Origin of the sequence: Paenibacillus sp. MY03 (assembly GCF_002165585.1) — a bacterium.
Taxonomy (GTDB): domain Bacteria; phylum Bacillota; class Bacilli; order Paenibacillales; family Paenibacillaceae; genus Pristimantibacillus; species Pristimantibacillus agaridevorans.
This window is the reverse complement of record NZ_MXQD01000011.1, coordinates 50,620-71,406: the sequence shown is the minus strand read 5'-3', so window position 1 is coordinate 71,406 and position 20,787 is coordinate 50,620. Positions and strand designations below refer to the sequence as shown.

Genomic DNA, 20,787 nt, shown 5'->3' with positions numbered 1-20,787 from the left:
TCCGGTGGAGGCCAACATGAACATCGAACAAATGATTAATCATATCCTTCAAAGCAACGAGCAAGAGATCGTTGAAACGGGAGTTTCCAAAGAAACTTATCTCGATTTCATTCAGCGTTCCTTTCAAGCCTATGATCTGGAGGAGCTTCGTTTAAGACGCAAAAAAGACGGAGACTACTTGGATCTGCAGTCTTATTCGAGAGTGGCGTGCCTATTGGCTTGTTTGTTGGCAGGAGGGCGTTTGTCGCATTTGAAACCATTTTGGGCAGAAATGATGACAGAATGCTGCAAGGAATTAGCTTCTATGGACAATAACATTTTCGCCGACTTCGCCATAAAAGAAATTATGCTCTCCATAAAAGTAATGAGTCGGCGTGTAGACGAGGGTACGATGAAAGAATGGTACGCTCATCTACAACAAGTGGATCCGTATAAGCAATATGCTGCGGTTATTCGAACATCAGAAGATGAAGCCAGAATGCATAATATAAATGTATATAATATGGTTGGAGAGTTTTTGCGGGAGACGGAAGGTTTAACGGATACGACAGCGTATTTTGACCGCCACTGGCCCATTCAATTACGGAAGTTTGATGCTTATGGCATGTATCGCGACCCTGGTTGTCCGATCCTGTATGATTTAACGACGAGAGCGCATATCCAGTTGATGTTAGCTAGCGGATATAACGGTACTTACGCATCAAGCTTGGATGCTTATCTACAATACGGCGGATTGATGACTCTGTTTACCCAATCGGTAACAGGCGAGCTGGCATACGGCGGAAGGAGCAATCAATTTCTTTTTAATGAAGCGTTAATTGCGGTCAGCTGTGAATATGAAGCATTGCGGTATAAGAGAGCTGGTATGGATAAGATTGCAGGCGCATTTAAACGGGCAGCGCATCTTGCTATATTATCGATAGACCGCTGGCTTAGCGCCTCGCCGCCTCGCCATCTTAAAAATTTGTACCCTATCGAAAGCGGTTATGGTACTGAATATTACGCCTATTATGATAAATATATGGCTTCGTTCGGATCGTTTTTGGTTATGGCATATGATCTTGCAGATGACACCATTGCCGAGAAGGCTACCCCTGTAGAAGCTTCGGCCTGCGTTATTCAGACAACACCGTCGTTTCATAAAATCATTGCTAGCGCAGGAGGTTATACGATCGAAATCGATCCTAAGCCGGATCAACAATATGATGCTGCCGGTTTAGGACGTATTCATCGCAAGGGTATCCCGACAGAGTTGGCTTTGTCTACGCCATTTACAGCGGAAGAGTCATATCGTATACCTGCAGGTTTGCAAAGAAGATATGCTGCCATATCCCCTGGTTGGATGAATCATAATGGTGAAATGTGTACATTAAGCGAGTACGGCAACCATGTCGACTATGAGGTTGTGATTCATTCGCGGGAAGAGGATAAAGTTTTTTTTCAAGTCGATTACAACGTGACTTCTGTTCGAGGGGAATGCATGCGATTAAGCGAGAAGTATTCGCTTGGAGAAGAAGGATTGCACTATGAGGCAGAGTTGAGGGGAGCTAGCTGTGGCGGCATCTTCTTGCAGGTTCCGCTGCTTGTTGCCAATGGCATCGATCAAACGGATCGATTTGTAGGAAACGGTAAGATCCTGGTCGAGCTGGGTCGGTTCCGTTATCAGATTTCATCCGAAACCTCGAGTGTAACGGTTGATCCGCAGCATATCGCAAATCGCAATGGCGAATACGAGCTGGCTTGGCTGAAGTCAACTTCGCATCGGATTTCGGCTCATTTTGCATTGGAAGCGACTGAATAAAAAAATCAGTTCGTCGCAACACCCCCCCCGTTAATACGTAAGCTTTTGTCCTATATCAATAAGGCACTCTAATCAGAGTGCCTTATTTGCATCCTTGGCAACCAGAACCATGCTCTCTAAATCGCCTTTACCGTCTCGCCCTCGATCAACTCGGGCTGATAGTAGATGCTCGCCGGCAAGTCCCGTTTGCCCTGCAAATATTTGATGACCCAATCGGCCGCATCGCGCCCCATCTGTTCTTGGGGGTGGGTCAGCGTCGTTAGCTTGATATTCGCGTTTTTGGCGATATACGAATTGTCCTGGCCTATGATGGACAGCTCGTCCGGAATGCTGATCCCAAGCCTTCGGCACGCATGCACCGCTTCCAGACCCACCTCGTCGTTATAGCATACCAGCGCGGTCAATGTTTCCCGATTATCGACCAGGAATTCCTCCAGATTGAGGGACAGATCCGGCTTCGTCTCCGTGTCGAAGGACAGCACCTGCTCGGGGTGGAAGCGAAGCTTGGCTTCCCCAAGCGCCTTGATGTAACCTTTCATGCGATATTTCCCTTGCAAATCATCCATCTTCGCGATTATCCCGATCCGGGTATGGCCCTTGGCGATCAGCTCCCGAGTGGCGAGATAGCTGGACTGCACGTCGTCGAGGCAAAAAAATGGAACCTCCAGCTCTTCGTAATAGGCATTGATCATCGTAAAAGGAACCTCCCGTTCCTTAAACGACAAGTAGTACGCAATGTTAGGGTTGTAGACATTGCTTCGGGTAGGCTCGATTATGAGTCCGTCCACGCCGTAGGACAACATCATCTCGAGCGCCTTCTTCTCCTGCATGATGTCGTTGTTCGTACTCGCGAGCAGCAGGGAGTAGTTATCCTCGTTCAGACGGCTCTCGATGCCGCGGATAATGGAAGGGAAGATATAGTCGGAGATATAGGTCGTAATGACGCCGATCGTTTTTTTTGCAGCGGCTCCGCCCGTTTTGGAACGATATTGGCTGCTGACATACGTGCCGGAGCCTTTCTCGCTCCGCAGAAACCCCACGTTCGAGAGCTCAAGAATGGCCTTCCTGACAGTCTGCCGGCTGACCCCGTAGCTTTCCTGCAGAGCCAGCTCCGTAGGGATTTGTTCGCCGGCCTTGTAGGTCCCCGACAGGATGTTGCTTTTAATATCATCTATAATGATCTGATACTTGGGCTTCACGATATCCACTTCTTTCATTAGTGTTCGGAAAGTTGTACGTACATATTCTAACACGAATATTACAGAATGAAAATGCAACAAAAGGTAGTGACGGGGACATTGTGGGTATAACTATCCAATTTCATTGACAAATGTACGTACAAAAAATATACTAAGGCTGTCAGTAAGGGAAGGCGCCTTCTTCCATATGTCAAGCGACTGGTTTATTATGGGATCTGTCGGGCAGACGGGAGCGGCTATTATAGCATTAACAATCGTCTGGACTTGCAACCGCGAAGGGGAGAGGATAAACGTGACCATGAGTCAAGTGAACTTAAAGGAAGCAATAACCAAGGGCGAAACATCGCTAGGGATAGAACTGGGGTCGACGCGGATCAAGGCGGTACTGATCGATCAACGCTTCGAGACGATCGCATCGGGGAGCTTCGAGTGGGAGAATCAGCTAAAGGGCGGTTATTGGACGTACAGCCAGGAGGATATCCTTAAGGGTCTCCAGACCGCTTACCGCGAATTAAAGCAGGAAGTAGACCGGAATTATGGGGTGACACTTCGGACCACAGGTTCCATAGGCTTCTCCGCGATGATGCACGGTTATCTGGCATTCGACGGCAAGGGCGAGCTGCTAGTACCTTTCCGGACGTGGCGCAACGCAACGACGGGACGGGCGGCCAGGGAGCTTACGGACTTATTCCAATTCAATATTCCCGAGCGTTGGAGCATCGCGCATCTATATCAAGCGATCTTAAATGAGGAGGAGCATGTCCCTCGCATTGATTTCATAACGACGCTGTCGGGATACATCCACTGGCTGCTGACCGGCAACAAAGCCATCGGCATCGGGGACGCCTCCGGCATGTTCCCTATAGATGAAGCCAGCCATAATTATCACGCGACAATGATAGGACAATTCGACGATCGGATTGCGTCCAAAGGCTACGCATGGAAGCTGGAGGAGCTCCTGCCCAAGGTGTATGTCTCCGGCGAGCAAGCCGGCGAGCTTACGGAAGCGGGGGCGCTCCTGCTGGACCCTGCAGGCGATCTGCAGCCCGGCATTCCGCTTTGTCCGCCGGAAGGCGACGCCGGGACGGGCATGGTGGCGACCAATAGCGTAAAGAAGCGTACGGGCAACGTCTCCGTAGGCACATCCGTATTCGCCATGATCGTGCTGGAGAAGGAATTGTCCAAGGTATATCCGGAGATCGATATGGTCACTACTCCGGATGGCAGTCCGGTCGCCATGGCGCATGCCAACAACTGCTCCAGCGATCTCAACGCCTGGGTGGGATTATTTCGTGAATTTTCCGAGGCGATGGGCTTCGATATCGATTCCGGCAAGTTGTTCAGCGTGCTGCTGAACAAGGCGCTCGAGGCCGACCCGGATGGCGGCGGGCTACTCAGCTACGGTTATCTGTCCGGCGAAAATATTACGGGCATCGAGAAAGGCCGTCCATTATTCGTCCGGTCGCCGGAGAGCAATTTCAATCTGGCTAATTTCATGCGGACGCATTTGTTTAGCGCATTCGGGGCGCTGAAGCTTGGGATGGATATTTTGACCGAGAACGAGCATGTAGCGATAGACAGCATACTGGCTCACGGCGGTCTATTTAAGACTCCGGTAGTCGGACAACGGATCGTAGCCGCCGCGCTAAACGTCCCCGTTTCGGTGATGTCCACGGCCGGAGAAGGCGGGGCATGGGGCATGGCGCTGCTGGCCTCCTACTTGACGGGCAAGGCTTCGGGAGAGAGCTTGGCCGACTTCCTCGAGGGCAAAGTGTTTAAGGATGTCGAAGGAACGGAGATCGCTCCGGATGCCAAGGATGTCGAAGGGTTCGGGGCTTTCGTCGAACGCTACAAGGCAGGGCTGGCCATCGAGCAGGCTGCCGTCGAGCATCTGCTCGAGAACGGGGGGCGCTAACGTTGTTGGAGCAGTTGAAGGAAGAAGTATATCAAGCCAATCTGGACCTGCCGAAGCACGGTCTCGTGAAATTTACTTGGGGCAATGCGAGCGCGATCGATCGGGAGACTGGCCTGTTCGTCATCAAGCCAAGCGGAGTGAGCTACGAGAAGATGAAGCCGAGCGACATGGTGGTGGTGGATCTCGAGGGCAACGTGGTCGAAGGCGACTTAAGGCCATCCTCCGATACCGCTACGCATGCCGTCCTGTACAAAAATTATTCGACTATCGGCGGAATCGTGCACACCCACTCCACCTGGGCGACCATCTGGGCGCAAGCGGGACTGGATGTGCCCGTCATGGGCACGACGCATGCGGATACCTTCTATGGCGCGGTTCCTTGCGCACGGTTTTTAAACCAGGAAGAAGTTGACCGGGGATACGAGGCGGAGACGGGCCATGTCATTATCGAGACGTTCGAGCAGCGCGGGCTGGACGTCATGGCGATTCCGGCCGTCCTGCTGCAAGGCCATGCGCCGTTCACCTGGGGCAAGGATGTGAAGTCGGCGGTCGTCAACAGCGTCGTGCTGGAGGAAGTGTGCAAGATGAACCTGTACGCGCGTCAATTGAACCATTTTGCCAAGGAGCTGCCGCAGGGCATTCTGGATAAACATTACCTCCGGAAGCACGGCAAGGACGCCTACTACGGGCAGAAGTAAGGGACTTATTCCACAATTCATATAGAAAAGAGGATGATCAGGTTGTCAGCAGCAGATAAACAATTTTGGTTCGTCGTAGGTTCGCAGCATCTGTATGGGGAAGAGGCGCTGGCCGAAGTGAAGGCGCACGCGCAGACGATGACCGATGCCTTGAATAACAGCGGCTTGCTTCCATACCCGCTTGTGTTGCAGGATTTGGCCGTAAGCGCGGATAAGATCACAAGCATCATGAAGGAAGTCAACTATCGCGACGAGGTGGCCGGCGTCATAACGTGGATGCACACGTTCTCGCCCGCGAAGATGTGGATTCGCGGCACGAAGCTGCTCCAGAAGCCTCTTTTGCACCTGGCCACGCAATATAACGAAAGTATTCCTTGGGCCACGATCGACATGGACTTTATGAACCTCAACCAGGCTGCTCACGGCGATCGCGAATACGGCTTCATCAACGCCCGTCTGCAGAAACAAAATAAAATCGTCGTCGGCTACTGGGAGCGTCAGGCCGTGCAGCAGCAGATTGCCGATTGGATGGACGTAGCAGTCGCGTACAACGAAAGCTTTAACATTAAAGTCGCCCGGTTCGGCGACAATATGCGCAATGTCGGCGTAACGGATGGAGACAAAGTCGAAGCCCAAATCCAATTCGGATGGACCGTGGACTACTATGGCATCGGCGACCTCGTGCAATACGTAAACGCCGTCACCGAGCAGGAAATCGACGACCTGATGGCGCTATACGCCGAGCTTTACGTGTTCGAATACGGCGAAAACGGCAAGGAAGCCTGGGAAGCCAGCGTCAGAATCCAAGCGAGCTACGAGATCGCCATCAAACGGTTCCTGGACGAGAAAGGCTACAATGCCTTTACGACGAACTTCGAAGATCTGCATGGCATGAAGCAGCTTCCGGGTCTCGCGGTGCAGCGCCTGATGGCGCAAGGCTACGGTTTCGCCGGCGAGGGCGACTGGAAGACGGCCGCGCTTGATCGCCTGCTAAAGGTCATGAGCCGCAATCAGAACACGGGCTTTATGGAGGATTACACGTACGAGATGGCGGCCGGTCAGGAAGCGATCCTGCAATCCCATATGCTCGAGGTCGATCCAACCCTGGCGAGCAGCCGGCCAAGGATCATCGTGTCCCCGCTCGGCATTGGCGATCGCGAGGATCCGGCGCGCCTCGTATTCGACGGCAAAGCCGGCGAAGGCGTCGTTGTCTCCATGGCGGACTTCGGCACGCATTATAAGCTGCTCATCAACGAGGTATCCGCGTTCGAGCCGACGATCCCCGCTCCCAAGCTGCCCGTAGCCCGTGTGTTGTGGACCGTGAAGCCGAACTTCCAGGATGGGGTCAAGGCCTGGATCGAAAATGGCGGCGGACACCATACCGTAGTTTCCTTAAATCTAACGACGGACCAAATCGTGACCTACGCGAAGCTGGTTAACTTGGAGTACGTCGTTATTAAGTAACTCATCATTGAACAGGCAATGCCCAAAAACCGTTTCTTGCGTAAATGGCGAAACTCAAGCCGATTTACGTAGAAACGGTTTTTTCGAGGAAGGCAGGACCTATGTTTGGCTCCGTGACACCTCCATGAATATGAGGCGCCGAATAAAGTCAGCCCGGTGTGGAATTCTATACCTATACGCGGATAAAACAGCGTAACCGGCAGCTCTAAGGAGGTCGACTTAATCGGATGTTGAAGTTTATATTGAAGTGGCTTGTCAACGGAGCCATCGTTGTCGCGCTCCTCTTGTACTATACGGAGATCGGATTCTGGAATGCCGCGCTTGCCGCCACCGGTTTAACAGTGGTGTCCTATTTGATCGGCGATCAATTCCTGCTCCGGACGACGAACAACTTTTTTGCCGCCTTGTGCGATATCGTGCTGGCCGCGATCTATCTGGCAGTGTTGTCCTACGGCTTCAGTTGGGACTTGTCTTGGGGCGAGACGGCGTTTATCGCGTTCCTGATCGGCGTAGCGGAGTGGGTGCTTCATCGTTTCGTATTCAATGAAGAGTTTAGAGTCTCTGGCTAGAGGCAGCGTTAAGCCAACGAGAATCCACAGTAGCGTTTTCAAGAGCTGTCAGGCTGCCGCATCTTGCCTGGATCAAGGATCCAGGCAAGGTGCGGGGCCTTTTTTGCTATGTTCAATAGCGCCGATACAGGAACGTTATCTGTATCATGTTTATTTAAACGATTGGGAGCGGTCATAGAACGATTGGTATAGCTCCACATATCGTTTAATGTTCAGCTTTTCAAGCTTGTCGAGATGTGCGGCCCATTGCTTGTCATCCACGCCTTTCAGTACAGACTGAGCAAGGAAATTTTGAATATAGGTGTCGATTTCCGTAAACATATTATTTTTTTCCTGCTCCGCTTCGATGGTATCCATCCCTTTAGGAATGACTTCTTCTTTCAAATAGGGCTTATAAAATATGTTTTTGTCTTGCTCTCTAAGGTCCCGCGGATCTGTAACGTTTTGATTTTCGATATCCTCGTCCTTGAGTAAATAGAAACCTTTCATGCCTGGCGATTCGGTATGGCGGAATTCCGCGAAGTTGTTGATTCCTTCCGGAAGAGTCGTGATTTTTTCCCATTTACCATCCGCGTTTTCTTTCCAGATTACATCTTTGCGGCCAAAAGCCATCGTCATCATTCGCTCGAAGTCCGAATTGATATACTCGTACATCCGTACTATCGCTTCGGGATATTTGGAGTTAACGCTAATGGCGAATTGATCGATGTCCAAATCTCCAGCGAATTTCGATCCCAGAACCGTAATTTCTCCATTGCTGTCTTTCATCGGGAGAATATCGGTGTAATGCTCTGCTTTTTCAGTGCCAACGGCAATATCAGCATAGGAGTGATGATTAAAAAGTCCAAGCAATCCTTTGTTGCCTTTGGTGTACAAGTCCGTACTTTTTTGCACGAAACCATCCGGATCGATCAAACCCTCGGCGTATAGCTTATGAAGGAAACGCAAATAGTCCAAATATCTATTGTCGGCCGGAACAAACAGCATCTTTCCGTCTTCGACCATGACATGCGCCGTTTCGTCGTTGACTAAACCAAAATGCCACAGCATCGCGTCCAGACCGTAGTTTTCGTCCGTATAAAAGCTGTACGGAATTTCATCCTTCTTGCCGTTGCCGTTAGGATCCTTTTCTTTAAACGCCTTTAACGTTTGATAGAGCTCTTCCGTCGTCTCGGGCACCTTTAATTGCAGCTTGTCCAGCCACTCCTGGTTGATCGAGAAGTTTACTCCCGTGTTTCCGCTTTTGGTCTGAAGCAGCGGCAACGAATAAAGATTGTCGTCAGGGAGGGTGCCTGCGAATTTGTACTCCGGATGTTTTTTATACAGCTCCACCAGAGTTGGAGAGTATTGCTCGATCAAGTCGTTTAGCGGCATTAGCGAACCTTTGTTTAACGTCAAGTTAGGAATGCCGCCGATAATGACGTCCGGCAAATCGCCTGATGCAATCGTTACCCCGATTTTCTCGTTCCAGGCCATGGCCGGAACCTCTGTAATATCAAGCTTGATGCCCGTATCTCTTTCAATGATTTTAATGGCTTCCTTATCCATCCAGCTCGACCGATCTGTATCGCTCTTGGAAACCATCATCGTTAAAGTAATCGGCTCATTTACGATCGGCATGCCCGTCGCATTAAAGATCTCTTTTCCGGAATCCCCTTCCTTATCCCCGTTTCCGTCGCCCGAACAGCCCGACACTACTGCAGTTAACACCGTAGCGGCCATAATTGCCGCTGCTTTTTTGTTCCATTGTTGCATCTTCATCTGTGCTGTTGCCCTCCTTTTGCTCCTTAAAGAAAACGTTTTCAACCGACTTCTATTTTATTATAGGCAAGTTAAAATCGCGTTTGTATGGACAGAACTCAGCGCTCTTTGTCATGAACTCACTTGTTTGCAAGAATGGGAATCCTAATTTGTACGGTTGTCCCTTCCCCTTCGACACTATCGACCGTTAGACCGTATGGCTCGCCGTAGCTTACCCGAATTCTCCATTGGATATTTGCGATGCCAATTTTCTGTCTGCCTGCGCTCCCGAGCTCAAGCTCCGCCATGTCGGCAATCATTTGTTTGATGCGCGCCAGCTCCACGCCCGTCATCCCGGGACCGTTATCCCTCACTTGGATACACATGCCGTCCTGCTCCAGCCACCCGGCAATGCTCAAACTTGCCTGGCCAAGCTTCTTTTCCAACCCATGATAAACGGCATTTTCGACGATAGGCTGAAGAATCATTTTTATCGTGTTCAGCTCCAGCAGCGCATCGGGTACATCGATCTCCCATTGGAATCGGCCGTTAAAGCGAATATCGATAATATTTAAATATTGCCGAGCAATATGGAGCTCGTCTCGAATCGTCACATTGTCGTTGCCTTTAATGCCATAATTAAAGATTTCGGCCATCGAGACCGTCATATCTACAATTTCCGGCGCCTGCTTGGCATAAGCGATTCCGCCAATGCTTTGCAGCGTGTTAAACAGGAAATGCGGATTGACTTGGCTTTGCAGGGCATAAAGCTCCGTCTGCTTTTTACTGATTTCAATCTGGTACATCCGCTTTTGCACCAATAGCTGATCGTGGTTCATGAGCTCGAGCTTTTGAAGCATGCGATTGATATAGAGAGCAATCCCTCCAATTTCGCTTTGGTAAGATGCCTGAATTCGTTTGCCGAAGTCTTCGACGCCAACCTTTCGAATTTCGTCGAGCAGCCGGGATAACGGCTTGGCGAAGCTGCGATGGAACACAAGGCCGAACAAAACGAGCAAAACAAGCATGCTAATGCCGACGATCATCGAAAAGCTTTTTAAAAACTCGTAATCCTTTACAACATTAGGTATCTTAATAACGCCTACCATGTTCCACCCGGTACTGCCGATTTTCTCTTTGATCGCGATACCTTCCGACGGCTTGGAGGGAAGCGACCCATGATGAACCGATCCCGGGACGATTTGCTCCGAATTCGAAGCTACTACCCTATCCTTATAATCAACAATCACGAGATCTACTTCGTCTGACGGCGCGGCTTCATGCATAATCGTTCGCAAGGCATCCAGCTTCAAAAAGATGATCATCGTCCCCAAATTTTCCCCGCGTCTCGCATCAGGCGCGCTATAAACGATTGGCATGATATAGGCGAGATAATCCCGATTTTCGATCTCATCGCCCTGCAAAAAAATAAAACCCTTCGATCCGTCGCCTTCACGAAGAGTCGTTTCTATTTGATCGAGCGCGCTGGATACCTGAATGGAGTTATAATAATACTTTCGTTTCATTGCCGGATCTAAAATGACTACATTTTCGATTTCATAATTGATCTCGACAGCCGTTGTAATCATGTCTTCGATGTACTTTTGGGCCTGAAAAATTTCAAAGGGGTCGTCGATAGAAAGAAACGTTTGCAAATAACTGTTGTACGAGAAATAAATCGCTGCTTTGCTCACTTTTTCAAAAATAATGTCGGTGGTATCGACAACTTGTTTGATGCTGCTTTTTGTAAACAGCTCCACACGTTCTTTGGTCACCTTCGTCATTTGAAAATAATAAATCATCTGAATGATGAGAATAAGCAGCATGGAGACTGCCAATATAGCACCGAACTGTGTACGTATTCGCCAGCTGGAAAAGTTCCATTTCATTTTCATGGTTGATTGGCTGCCTTTCGATATTCCGAAGGGGTTTGTCCATAATACTTTTTAAATACCTTGTTAAAATAAAAGTAGTCGGGATAACCGGACTCGCTGCCCGCTTCTTCTATGGTGAGACGATGGTTCGCCAACAGCCCGGCCGCTTTTTTCATACGCAGCTCGGTGACGTACTCAGTAAACGTTTTGCCGGTATATTTGTTAAACAGGTGGCAGCAGTAATTTGAATTCAAATAAAACTGATTGGCGAGCTCCTTCAGATGCAGCTTGTCTTGAATGTTGGACTGAATATAGTCCAGCATATCCTCGAATTTCAGATTGCGTTCGCTTGGGAGCGCAAGGCCGTAAGGCTCCTCCGAAGACTTGGGTTTGGCGCCAAGCCGCTCTCGCAGACGTACAAGAAGCCGATCCGCCTTGTCGGCGGCAATCGGCTTGAGGCAATATTCAAAGGCGCCCAGCGTTATCGCTTCTTGCGCGTAGGAGAACTCGGCAAAGCCGCTCATGATGACGAATTCACATTCTATCCCGAGCGTCCTAACCTCATTCATCAGTTCGAGCCCCGTCAAACCAGGCATTCGAATATCGGTAAAGATAACGTCCGGCCGGACGTCCTTTACCGAATCAAGCGCATCTTTGGCGTTGCTCTCCTCGGAAGCGATAACGAAGCCCCTATCCTCCCAGTTAAACGTTTGCTTCAAATAAACCATTGCCCACGGTTCATCGTCGATCAACATCACACGGTAGGTCATACGAATGCTCCCCCTTGCTGACAGAATGACTACTTTTTCGTAATTAACCTTTAACGGAGCCGATCATAACTCCTTTTACAAAGAAGCGCTGCAAGAACGGATAGATAACAAGAAGCGGCAGGGACGATACAATAACGACGCCATATTTGATCACCTCGGCAATACGCTGCTTTTCGGCGAGCGCCTCCAGCTCCGATGCATCGCTTGGCGCCGGCAGCGTCTGACCTTGCACCAAAATATCCCGCAAAATCAGCTGTAAAGGATACAACTTACGTTCCGTCACGTAAATCAATGCGTTAAAGTAAGAATTCCAATGCCCTACCGCATAAAACAAAGCGATTACGGCGATCACGGATTTTGAAACGGGCAGCACGACCGACAGAAAAAAACGGAAATTGCCGCAGCCGTCGATAAATGCCGCTTCCAGCAGCTCCTTCGGAATCGTTTGCTCAAAAAAGGTTTTGCTAATGATTATATTATAGACCCAAACAGAGCCCAATATCATGAGTACAAAAGGCGTGTTTAGCAGATTCAGCTCTTTGACAACCATATAAGTAGGGATCAAACCGCCGTTAAAAAACATCGTAAACACCATGACTTTCATCAGCCACCCGCGTCCGGCCAGGTCCTGGCGAGATAGAGCGTAGCCCGCGAGCGTCGTCACCCCTACACCAAACAATGTCCCGCATACGGTATACAGAATGGTGTTGGCATAACCTTTCCAAATCCGCTCATCCTCAAAAATAAACTGATAGGCGGAAAAATCGACGCCTGACGGCTTAAAAATAACTTTAGCGGAAAGAATGTCTTCCGGTGAGCTGATGGAGGCAATCGTAATAAAGTACAAAGGGTAAAAGGTAACCAGCAGCGCCACCAAGGCAATTGCCGTAACGATAATATTAAACATGATATCCGATTTGCTTTCACGCGCAAACATAGCTTTCCCTCCTACCATAGTCCGCTTTTTGTCGTCTTGTTAGCCAGCTTGTTAACCGCAATCAATACAATAAAATTGATCACGTTGTTAAACAGTCCTATGGCGGAGGCATAACTGAATTGAGCGCCTTGTATGCCTATTTTGTACACATAGGTGCTGATCACCTCAGACGTGGACAGGTTGGGAGCCGTTTGCATAAGAAATGTTTTCTCAAAGCCAACATTCATGACCTGGCCGACATTTAGAATGAGCAGAATAATGGCGGTAGGCAGAATGGAAGGAATATCGATATTCCAAATCCGCTGAAGCTTGCTTGCCCCATCCACCGTGGCAGCCTCATGAAGCTCGGGACTGACGCTGGCGAGCGCGGCAATGTATATAATCGAGGCCCAGCCTGCAGTTTGCCAGACGCCGGACCAAACGAATAAATGTCTGAATATGCCCGGGTCGCCGAGAAAATCAATTTCCGTGCCGCCAAATGCGCGAATAACAATATTAATGATGCCGCTCGAAGGCGACAAGAAAACGAACAGCATGCCGACGAGCACCACAATTGAAATAAAGTGAGGCGCATAGGTTACGGTTTGCGTCACTTTTTTGAGCCAAGGTATCGGCGTATACGTTAGCACCAAAGCAAGCAATATGGGAAAGGGGAACGAAACAAGCAGCTCGTATAAGCTGAGGAGCAGCGTGTTTTTTAGCAAGGTCCAAAACGAATACGAATTAAAAAAGTTTTCGAAATACTTAAAGCCGACCCATTCGCTTCCCCAGACACCTTGGACGGGCACAAAGTCGCGAAAAGCGATCTGCAGGCCGTACAATGGCGCATACTGGAAAATACCAAGATACAAAAGCGCCGGCAGTAAAAATAAATACAACGTGCGATTTTTAAGAACTTGCCGCAGCAGCGGGCGTTTCTTAGGAACAGAACCTTCGATCATGAGTTGAATCCTCCCTTGCAAGCGATTTCATCGATGTCTTACTTATTATACCGGGGGAGCTCGCCGGGCTTGTATGGATTCGACTCAGCCTTTTTTGTAAAATACTCATATTTGAATACGGGATTGTCCAACGTTTCCGGATTACTCGTACATACGGTTGGTTTTGCGATAAACAGACGGAGAGACGCCGACTAGCCTGCGGAAGGTCGCCTTAAAATGGCTATAATCTTCAAATCCGACTTCGCCGGCGATATCGGCAAGCGAGGCTTCCGTTGCGAGCAGCAGCTCTTCGGCTTTTTCGATCCTTACCCGCAGCAAGAAGCGATAAGGAGATATGTTCATGCTATTGCGGAAAAGCAAGCGTAGATGTCCTTCGCTCGTATTGACGACGCCCGCCATATCGGATAGTCGAATCGGGCTTGCATAAGCGCCCCGGATATAAGCGCATACCCGCCGAACCCGCTCATCGATGACCGGATCTGTCGTAACCATATGCGGCTCCATCCATGCCATGAGATGAGATAGCCAGCTCAAACAGACGGCCTGCATTTTCAATTGCTCAGTCACTTGCCGAATAGATAACGAATCTCTTGTGTTATCCTTGTCGCTTGCCGCTTTAGTCCGCTCCCATGAGTAAACAAGCTTCTTCCAGCTTTTGGTCAGCTCGGCGGCTTGCGACTCCGAAGCAGACCTGCAAAGCTTAGGAAGACCGTATAATTCGGACCACTCAATACCGTGCACATACACAGCGACACATGCGGACAAATAATGGAACGGCATACGCTGACCTCTGCTCCAATGTGTTGTAAATGCCGCGTTCGGAGGAATAACGGCCAAGTCGCCAGCCTTAAGCTCGTAAGCTTGTCCATTGACGATCAGACTGCGGGCGCCATCCAGCACATACCAGAACGTAACATTCGGGTTGCTGTATACAGGGGAGTTCCATTCCGCATTCCTTTGCCATTCGAAGGCGAACCTGATCGTCGCTTTGCAATTATCGCCTAAGCTCACTGCTGCACCACCCTTTATACAAGCCGAGTCATGTTCGTTTTTTACTAGAATATCATTATTCTCTCCCTATTTGCCAAGCATGCGCTGCGTTACCATTTAGGAGAAGGCCACTATTAACGGAAAGCGATGGTGCTTATATGAGAGCGATAATGGTTATGTTTGATACGCTAAACCGGCATATGCTGCCTCCATACGGCTGCGATTGGACGCACCTGCCTAACTTTAGCAGGCTGGCCGAAAAAACGGCTGTCTTTGATCGCAGTTATATCGGAAGCATGGCTTGCATGCCAGCCCGCAAGGACTTGCAAACCGGGCGCTACAACTTTCTTCATCGCAGCTGGGGTCCGATGGAGCCGTACGATGACTCTATGCCCGAGCTTTTAAAAACCAATGGCGTACATACCCATCTGGTGACGGACCATCAGCACTATTGGGAAGATGGCGGCGGCACGTATCATACGAGATACAGTACTTACGATCTCATCCGAGGTCAAGAAGGCGACCCATGGAAAGGCCAACTGCGCGATCCTGACATTCCGCCACAGACACTGGAGCGAGCATTAACCGGCATCTATCGCCAAGACTGGGTCAATCGCGGTTATTTGAAAGACGAGGCCGACTACCCGCAGGCGCGAACGTTCGAAGCGGGTCTTGATTTTATTCGGACAAATCAGCAGGAGGATCGTTGGTTTCTGCAGTTGGAGACGTTTGATCCCCACGAGCCTTTCCTTGCCCCTGAGCGATACCGTAAATTGTATCCGCATGATTACTCAGGCAAACACTTTGACTGGCCGCCCTACGACAAAGTCAATGAAACGCCGGAGGACGTCGAGCATATGCGCTACGAATATGCCGCGCTTCTTTCGATGTGCGACCATTATTTGGGGAAAGTGCTCGATCTAATGGACGAGAACGATATGTGGAAGGACACCATGCTCATCGTAAATACGGATCACGGGTTTCTGCTTGGCGAGCATGACTGGTGGGCAAAATGCATCCAACCGCTTTATAACGAGGTTGCCCATACTCCTCTGTTTATATGGGATCCTCGCTGCGGCGTGCACGGCGAGCGAAGACAAAGCTTGGTGCAAAATATTGATCTTGCCCCTACTTTACTCGAGTTCTTTGGCGTCGATATCCCGCCCGATATGACCGGCAAGCCGCTTAAGGAAACGATCGCCTCGGATGCGTCGGTTCGCGAAGCTGCGTTGTTTGGCATCCATGGCGCGCATGTCAACGTTACGGATGGACGATATGTCTATATGCGCGCCCCTGCATCGCCGGACAACATGCCGCTCTATAACTACACCCTTATGCCAACGCATATGCGCAGCCGATTCTCTGTGCAAGAGCTGCAGCGGATTGAGCTGCAGCCGCCGTTCGCCTTCACTAAAGGCGTCTCGCTCCTCAAAATCGAGTCGGCGCGGTCGGACCGATTCCATGGCTTTGGCACGATGTTGTTCGACGTCGAAAAAGACCCGCAGCAGCAGCATCCAATCCTGGATGAGGAGCTCGAGCGTCGTATGATCAAATTGATGCTAGAATTAATGGCCGAGCACGACTCCCCGGAGGAGCAGTATGTTCGATTGGGACTGGAACGAGGTTGAGAGGCAACGCAACGTCAACAATGTGAAAATCTTGGTGATGAGCAATCCTGCGTCAACACCGACTAAATCATGATGATGAGGCTGGCTCCCTCCTCACAATAACGAGCAAGAAAACGATTTAGCCCTCTCGCTTCCGTTGGGAAGTGGGAGGGCGCTGTTTTGTTTAGAGACAATTGCTACGTTATAATACTCCCTTTCAGTCTGTTGAGATGGGGGCCAAGGATGTAAGGGGGTATACCCTACGAGCAGCCCGTCAGCGAAATCAGAAACGCCAAGTTGCCGCTGTCCTAGAAGGGCGAATATACCGCTTCGGGCAATCTTGTACGGCATCCTGCAGCTAGTTCCAGACGAATTTTATAAATGGTGTGTCTTTTTTGGAATATTTACTTTGAAACCAGTCTACAATAAAGGTATAATTCAAAAAAGGTCCTATTTTTAAAATTAGGAGATGGTTTTATGAAATACGAAAAGCTAACCAAACTATATTATAAATTGGATCAGGAAGCATTTAATATGGAACTAAATAAGCGTAAAGATGGTTATGGCAGCTATCATACCTCATTAATGATTAAAGGTTTTAGAAAAGGACAGCAAACTAAAGAAACGTTTGAATTGTTTTATGTAAATATCAATAGCTTAATGAATTTAAATAATCAGGTACTATTAAATAGTTCAACGATTTCGTTGCTTATCAATAAACTTCCTGATTTTGTAGTACAACCTTATTTCGATAAGCTCATTATTAACGAGGCTCAAAGCAATAATGAAATTGAAGGAATTCGGAGTACAAAAAAGGAGCTAGAAGAAGCTCTGAGCGAGGCGGAAAAGTCAGAGCCTAAAAACAAGAGATTTAAAGGCTTAATGAAAACCTATCGTTACATAGATCAGATTGGTTCTTTTGAAAGTGTACAAGATTTTAGAAGTTTATATGATGACTTAGTAGCAGATGAGATTAAAATAGATGACATACCTGATGGCGAATTATTTAGAAAAGGTCATGTCGAAATAAGTGATGGGTTTAGTACCACTCACATTGGCGTGAGGTCTGAGGAAAATATTATAGAGGGATTAGCTTCACTGTTGAATTATTTACAAGACGAATCTCATCCTCCGTTATATCGATTTATGGTTGCCCATTATTATTATGAATATATTCATCCATTTTATGATGGTAACGGAAGAACAGGGCGCTTGATTGTAGGGAGTTATTTATCGCGTTATTTGGAGAAGTATTCGGCTATAACTTTTTCTTATGCTGTAAATAGAGATAAATCTAAGTACTATAAGGCATTAGAAGAAATAGCTGCACCCTTAAACCATGGGGACATGACGTTTTATTTGGTTCATATGCTGGAACTGCTATCTAGTGGACAGAATGGTATTATCGAAGATCTCGAAATTAATTTAATGAAACTGGAAAGAATTAAAGAATACATTAAAAATGATAAATGGGACAATTATAGGGATGAGAAGTATTTCCTATATTTAATAGTGAGTATCAATGTATTTATAGCAGAAAATATGATTCTATCCATACAGGATCTAATGGGGTTATCTAAAAAATCCAGACACATTACCAACAAGGTAATGGATTTCCTAGAGCAAGAGGGATATGTTGAACTAGTGAGTAAGAAACCAAAATCATATAAAATTTGTGATGGTTGTATTGAAAAGATATTAGCTTATTGAAAGGATAAAAGGATGGAAGCGCAGCTCCATGGAACTTACGCATCGAGACAATCGCTCTCTGAGGCCGGCTAAGGCCGGCATCCCTACTCATTGACGATCGTGGATTAGCGTCGATGATGTCCGTTAGCGTCAAACTACTCTCGCAACGGTGGCTTCCAATTTCCCGAAAAAAGGGGAGTTGGAAGCCACCGTTTTAAGCGCTTATGCAAGTCTAACTTTGAATTCCTCGTAACCGAACTCGCGAACAACCTTGCAGTCGCCGTCAGCGTATTTGATGGCAATCGCTGGAAGCGGCATGCCGTTAAAGGTGTTGGTCTTAACCATGGAGTAGATCGCCATGTCGCCGAATACGAGACGGTCGCCCTCTTTGAGCGGCTGGTCGAACGAATAGTCGCCGATCACGTCGCCAGTCAGGCAAGTTTGCCCGCCGAGACGGTACGTGTAAGGCTTCTCGCCGGATTCGCCCGAACCTTCGAGCGGCGGGCGGTAAGGCATCTCCAGTACATCTGGCATATGGCAGGTCGCCGATGTGTCGAGGATGGCGATGTCCAGGCCGTTCTGGTGCAGATCCAGCACAGAGGTAACCAGGTAGCCCGCGTTCAGCGCGATGGCTTCGCCCGGCTCCAGATAAACTTGAAGGTTGTATTTGTCCTTCATGCGGTTGATGCAAGCGTCGAGCGTCTCGAGATCGTAATCCTCTCTCGTGATATGATGCCCGCCGCCGAAGTTGATCCATTCCATGCCGTGCAGGAACTCGCCGAATTTCTCTTCCACCGCATCCAGCGTCGTGGCGAGATCATCCGAATTCTGTTGGCACAGCGTATGGAAGTGCAGGCCCGTTACGCCTTCCAGCAGCTCCGGACGCACTTGGTCGCGCTTGGCGCCGAAGCGGGAGCCCGGGGAGCAAGGGTCATAAATTTCATGTCCGACTTGCGTGGAGCACTCCGGGTTGATGCGGAGGCCTACCTTCCTGCCGGCTGCAAGCGCTCTGTCCTTGTACTTCTCCAGTTGGGAGAAGGAGTTGAAAATAATGTGATCGCAAATCTCAATGATTCTGTCGATCTCATCTTCACGATAGGCAGGGGCAAAGACATGATTTTCTTTGCCCATCTCCTCGTGGCCCAAGCGGGCTTCGTACAAGCCGCTGGCCGTGGTGCCGCTAAGATATTGTCCGATCAAGGGATACATGGCCGTCATCGAGAAGGCTTTCTGAGCTAATACGATCTTGGCACCGGTCCGCTGCATGACGCCGTTCAGGATCTTCAGATTGCGCTCGATGAGCTCGTGATCAACTACGTAACAAGGAGTCGGGAGTTCTTCGAAGCGCATCTTAGCGAACCAGCTCCGCTTTCTTCGAATCGACGCGATCGTTGTCGACCAGCACGGGGTTGAAATCTTCAACCCATGGCAGGCCCCATTTGTTCAGCTCTTCCATGAACGGATCCGGGTCGAACTCTTCGATGTTGAATACGCCAGGTTTGTTCCACTTGCCAGTCAGGATCATCGCAGCGCCGATCATGGCAGGAACGCCGGTCGTGTAGGAGATCGCTTGGGATCCCACTTCTTTGTAGCACTCTTGGTGGTCGCAGACGTTGTAGACGTAGTACGTTTTGTCTTGGCCGTCCTTTTTGCCTTGGAAGATGCAGCCGATGTTCGTTTTGCCCACCGTGCGCGGTCCAAGCGAAGCTGGATCCGGCAATACCGCCTTCAGGAACTGGAGCGGAATGATTTTTTTGCCTTCGTACTCGATTGGCTCGATGGAAGTCATGCCGACATTCTCAAGCGCCTTAAGGTGCATCAGATAGCTTTGGCCGAAAGTCATGAAGAAGCGGATACGCTTCAGGCCCGGCATGTTAACCGCAAGGGATTCCAGCTCTTCGTGGTACAGCAGGTACATATCCTTTTGGCCAACCTCGGCGAAGTTGTACTCGCGTTTGATTTCCATCGGCTTGGTTTCGATCCATTCGCCGTTCTCCCAATATCTGCCGTTAGCGGATACTTCGCGGATATTGATCTCAGGGTTAAAGTTGGTCGCGAACGGGTAGCCATGATCGCCGCCGTTGCAGTCCAGGATGTCGATATATTCGATTTCGTCAAAATAGTGCTTGAGCGCGTAAGCGGAAAATACGCCTGTTACGCCAGGGTCGAAGCCGCTGCCCAGAAGCGCCGTGATGCCGGCTTTCTCGAAGCGCTCGCGGTAGTCCCACTGCCACTTGTATTCGAATTTGGCCGTGTCTTCCGGCTCGTAGTTTGCTGTGTCCATGTAATGCGTTTTTGTTGCAAGGCAAGCGTCCATGATCGTAAGATCTTGGTACGGCAGCGCCAGGTTCATGACGATGTCCGGCTTGAAATCGTTGATCAGCGCAATGAGCTCATCCACGTTGTCGGCATCGACTTGAGCCGTCGAAATTTTTGTTTTGCCGCCATCTAGTTTTGCTTTTAACGCGTCGCATTTGGACTTCGTCCGGCTTGCGATGCAAATTTCCGTAAAAACGTCGCTGTTCTGTACGCATTTGTGAATCGTTACCGAGGCTACGCCGCCGCAGCCGATGATTAGTGCTTTGCTCATTGT

General features: G+C 49.2%; 16 protein-coding genes. 7 read left to right on the top strand and 9 right to left on the bottom strand.

Annotation, left to right across the window (positions count from 1 at the left end):
* The first annotated feature begins 16 nt into the window (after positions 1-16).
* Positions 17-1,801 (top strand): hypothetical protein, encoded by a 1,785-nt coding sequence (locus B1748_RS12975; protein WP_087568345.1) that lies wholly within the window; start codon positions 17-19, stop codon positions 1,799-1,801.
* A 116-nt stretch (positions 1,802-1,917) separates the two neighbouring features.
* On the opposite strand, the gene B1748_RS12970 is transcribed toward B1748_RS12975, so the two are convergent.
* The gene (locus B1748_RS12970) at positions 1,918-3,000 is read right to left on the bottom strand and encodes a GntR family transcriptional regulator (RefSeq protein ID WP_087568503.1); all 1,083 of its coding nucleotides are present in this window, start codon (positions 2,998-3,000) and stop codon (positions 1,918-1,920) included.
* Between the two features lie 298 nt (positions 3,001-3,298).
* On the opposite strand from B1748_RS12970, the gene B1748_RS12965 reads away from it, so the two are divergent.
* The 4 genes from B1748_RS12965 to B1748_RS12950 all read left to right on the top strand — a co-directional run bounded on the left by B1748_RS12965 (position 3,299) and on the right by B1748_RS12950 (position 7,646).
* Positions 3,299-4,915 (top strand): xylulokinase, encoded by a 1,617-nt coding sequence (locus B1748_RS12965; RefSeq protein ID WP_087568502.1) that lies wholly within the window; start codon positions 3,299-3,301, stop codon positions 4,913-4,915.
* 2 nt (positions 4,916-4,917) lie between these two features.
* Positions 4,918-5,613, top strand: coding sequence for an L-ribulose-5-phosphate 4-epimerase (locus B1748_RS12960; protein ID WP_087568344.1), 696 nt, complete (start codon positions 4,918-4,920; stop codon positions 5,611-5,613).
* A gap of 42 nt (positions 5,614-5,655) precedes the next feature.
* Positions 5,656-7,077, top strand: a complete 1,422-nt coding sequence (araA, locus tag B1748_RS12955) for an L-arabinose isomerase (protein WP_256975647.1) — start codon at positions 5,656-5,658, stop codon at positions 7,075-7,077.
* Between the two features lie 227 nt (positions 7,078-7,304).
* Complete coding sequence (locus B1748_RS12950; protein ID WP_087568342.1) at positions 7,305-7,646, top strand: DUF2512 family protein; 342 nt, start codon at positions 7,305-7,307, stop codon at positions 7,644-7,646.
* Between the two features lie 150 nt (positions 7,647-7,796).
* Here the strand turns inward: B1748_RS12950 and B1748_RS12945 are convergent, their stop codons facing one another.
* The 6 genes from B1748_RS12945 to B1748_RS12920 form a co-directional block, all read right to left on the bottom strand.
* Positions 7,797-9,407 (bottom strand): extracellular solute-binding protein, encoded by a 1,611-nt coding sequence (locus B1748_RS12945; protein ID WP_087568341.1) that lies wholly within the window; start codon positions 9,405-9,407, stop codon positions 7,797-7,799.
* 119 nt (positions 9,408-9,526) lie between these two features.
* Entirely contained in the window at positions 9,527-11,281 is a 1,755-nt protein-coding gene (locus B1748_RS12940) for a histidine kinase (RefSeq protein WP_087568340.1), read from the bottom strand.
* Positions 11,278-12,030 carry a response regulator transcription factor gene (locus B1748_RS12935; protein ID WP_087568339.1) on the bottom strand — a complete coding sequence of 251 codons (753 nt, stop codon included), beginning with the start codon at positions 12,028-12,030 and terminating at the stop codon, positions 11,278-11,280. Before B1748_RS12935 ends, B1748_RS12940 begins: the two co-directional genes overlap by 4 nt.
* Before the next feature lie 43 nt (positions 12,031-12,073).
* Positions 12,074-12,967, bottom strand: a complete 894-nt coding sequence (locus B1748_RS12930) for a carbohydrate ABC transporter permease (RefSeq protein WP_087568338.1) — start codon at positions 12,965-12,967, stop codon at positions 12,074-12,076.
* A gap of 11 nt (positions 12,968-12,978) precedes the next feature.
* Positions 12,979-13,908 carry an ABC transporter permease gene (locus B1748_RS12925; protein ID WP_087568337.1) on the bottom strand — a complete coding sequence of 310 codons (930 nt, stop codon included), beginning with the start codon at positions 13,906-13,908 and terminating at the stop codon, positions 12,979-12,981.
* A 141-nt stretch (positions 13,909-14,049) separates the two neighbouring features.
* The gene (locus tag B1748_RS12920; RefSeq protein WP_087568336.1) at positions 14,050-14,919 is read right to left on the bottom strand and encodes an AraC family transcriptional regulator; all 870 of its coding nucleotides are present in this window, start codon (positions 14,917-14,919) and stop codon (positions 14,050-14,052) included.
* Positions 14,920-15,074: 155 nt separating this feature from the next.
* Here B1748_RS12920 and B1748_RS12915 point away from each other — a divergent pair, with 155 nt between their 5' ends.
* Both B1748_RS12915 and B1748_RS12910 read left to right on the top strand, forming a co-directional pair.
* The gene (locus B1748_RS12915) at positions 15,075-16,526 is read left to right on the top strand and encodes a sulfatase (protein ID WP_256975646.1); all 1,452 of its coding nucleotides are present in this window, start codon (positions 15,075-15,077) and stop codon (positions 16,524-16,526) included.
* A 456-nt stretch (positions 16,527-16,982) separates the two neighbouring features.
* Positions 16,983-18,215, top strand: a complete 1,233-nt coding sequence (locus tag B1748_RS12910) for a Fic family protein (RefSeq protein ID WP_087568334.1) — start codon at positions 16,983-16,985, stop codon at positions 18,213-18,215.
* A 201-nt stretch (positions 18,216-18,416) separates the two neighbouring features.
* Here B1748_RS12910 and nspC read toward each other — a convergent pair whose 3' ends face one another.
* Both nspC and B1748_RS12900 read right to left on the bottom strand, forming a co-directional pair.
* On the bottom strand, positions 18,417-19,544 hold the full coding sequence (gene nspC / locus B1748_RS12905; RefSeq protein WP_087568333.1) for a carboxynorspermidine decarboxylase: 1,128 nt from the start codon (positions 19,542-19,544) through the stop codon (positions 18,417-18,419).
* Between the two features lies 1 nt (position 19,545).
* A complete protein-coding gene (locus tag B1748_RS12900; protein ID WP_087568332.1) occupies positions 19,546-20,784 on the bottom strand; it encodes a saccharopine dehydrogenase family protein in 1,239 nt (412 codons plus the stop codon).
* Positions 20,785-20,787: the final 3 nt, after the last annotated feature.

Bases quoted from the DNA above. Each gene is read 5' to 3' on its own strand.
- B1748_RS12975 (WP_087568345.1), top strand. From the start codon at position 17: ATGAACATCGAACAAATGATTAATCATATCCTTCAAAGCAACGAGCAA.
- B1748_RS12965 (WP_087568502.1), top strand. From the start codon at position 3,299: ATGAGTCAAGTGAACTTAAAGGAAGCAATAACCAAGGGCGAAACATCG.
- B1748_RS12950 (WP_087568342.1), top strand. From the start codon at position 7,305: ATGTTGAAGTTTATATTGAAGTGGCTTGTCAACGGAGCCATCGTTGTC.
- B1748_RS12945 (WP_087568341.1), bottom strand. From the start codon at position 9,407: ATGAAGATGCAACAATGGAACAAAAAAGCAGCGGCAATTATGGCCGCT.
- B1748_RS12940 (WP_087568340.1), bottom strand. From the start codon at position 11,281: ATGAAAATGAAATGGAACTTTTCCAGCTGGCGAATACGTACACAGTTC.
- B1748_RS12935 (WP_087568339.1), bottom strand. From the start codon at position 12,030: ATGACCTACCGTGTGATGTTGATCGACGATGAACCGTGGGCAATGGTT.
- B1748_RS12930 (WP_087568338.1), bottom strand. From the start codon at position 12,967: ATGTTTGCGCGTGAAAGCAAATCGGATATCATGTTTAATATTATCGTT.
- B1748_RS12925 (WP_087568337.1), bottom strand. From the start codon at position 13,908: ATGATCGAAGGTTCTGTTCCTAAGAAACGCCCGCTGCTGCGGCAAGTT.
- B1748_RS12915 (WP_256975646.1), top strand. From the start codon at position 15,075: ATGTTTGATACGCTAAACCGGCATATGCTGCCTCCATACGGCTGCGAT.
- B1748_RS12910 (WP_087568334.1), top strand. From the start codon at position 16,983: ATGAAATACGAAAAGCTAACCAAACTATATTATAAATTGGATCAGGAA.
- nspC (WP_087568333.1), bottom strand. From the start codon at position 19,544: ATGCGCTTCGAAGAACTCCCGACTCCTTGTTACGTAGTTGATCACGAG.
- B1748_RS12900 (WP_087568332.1), bottom strand. From the start codon at position 20,784: ATGAGCAAAGCACTAATCATCGGCTGCGGCGGCGTAGCCTCGGTAACG.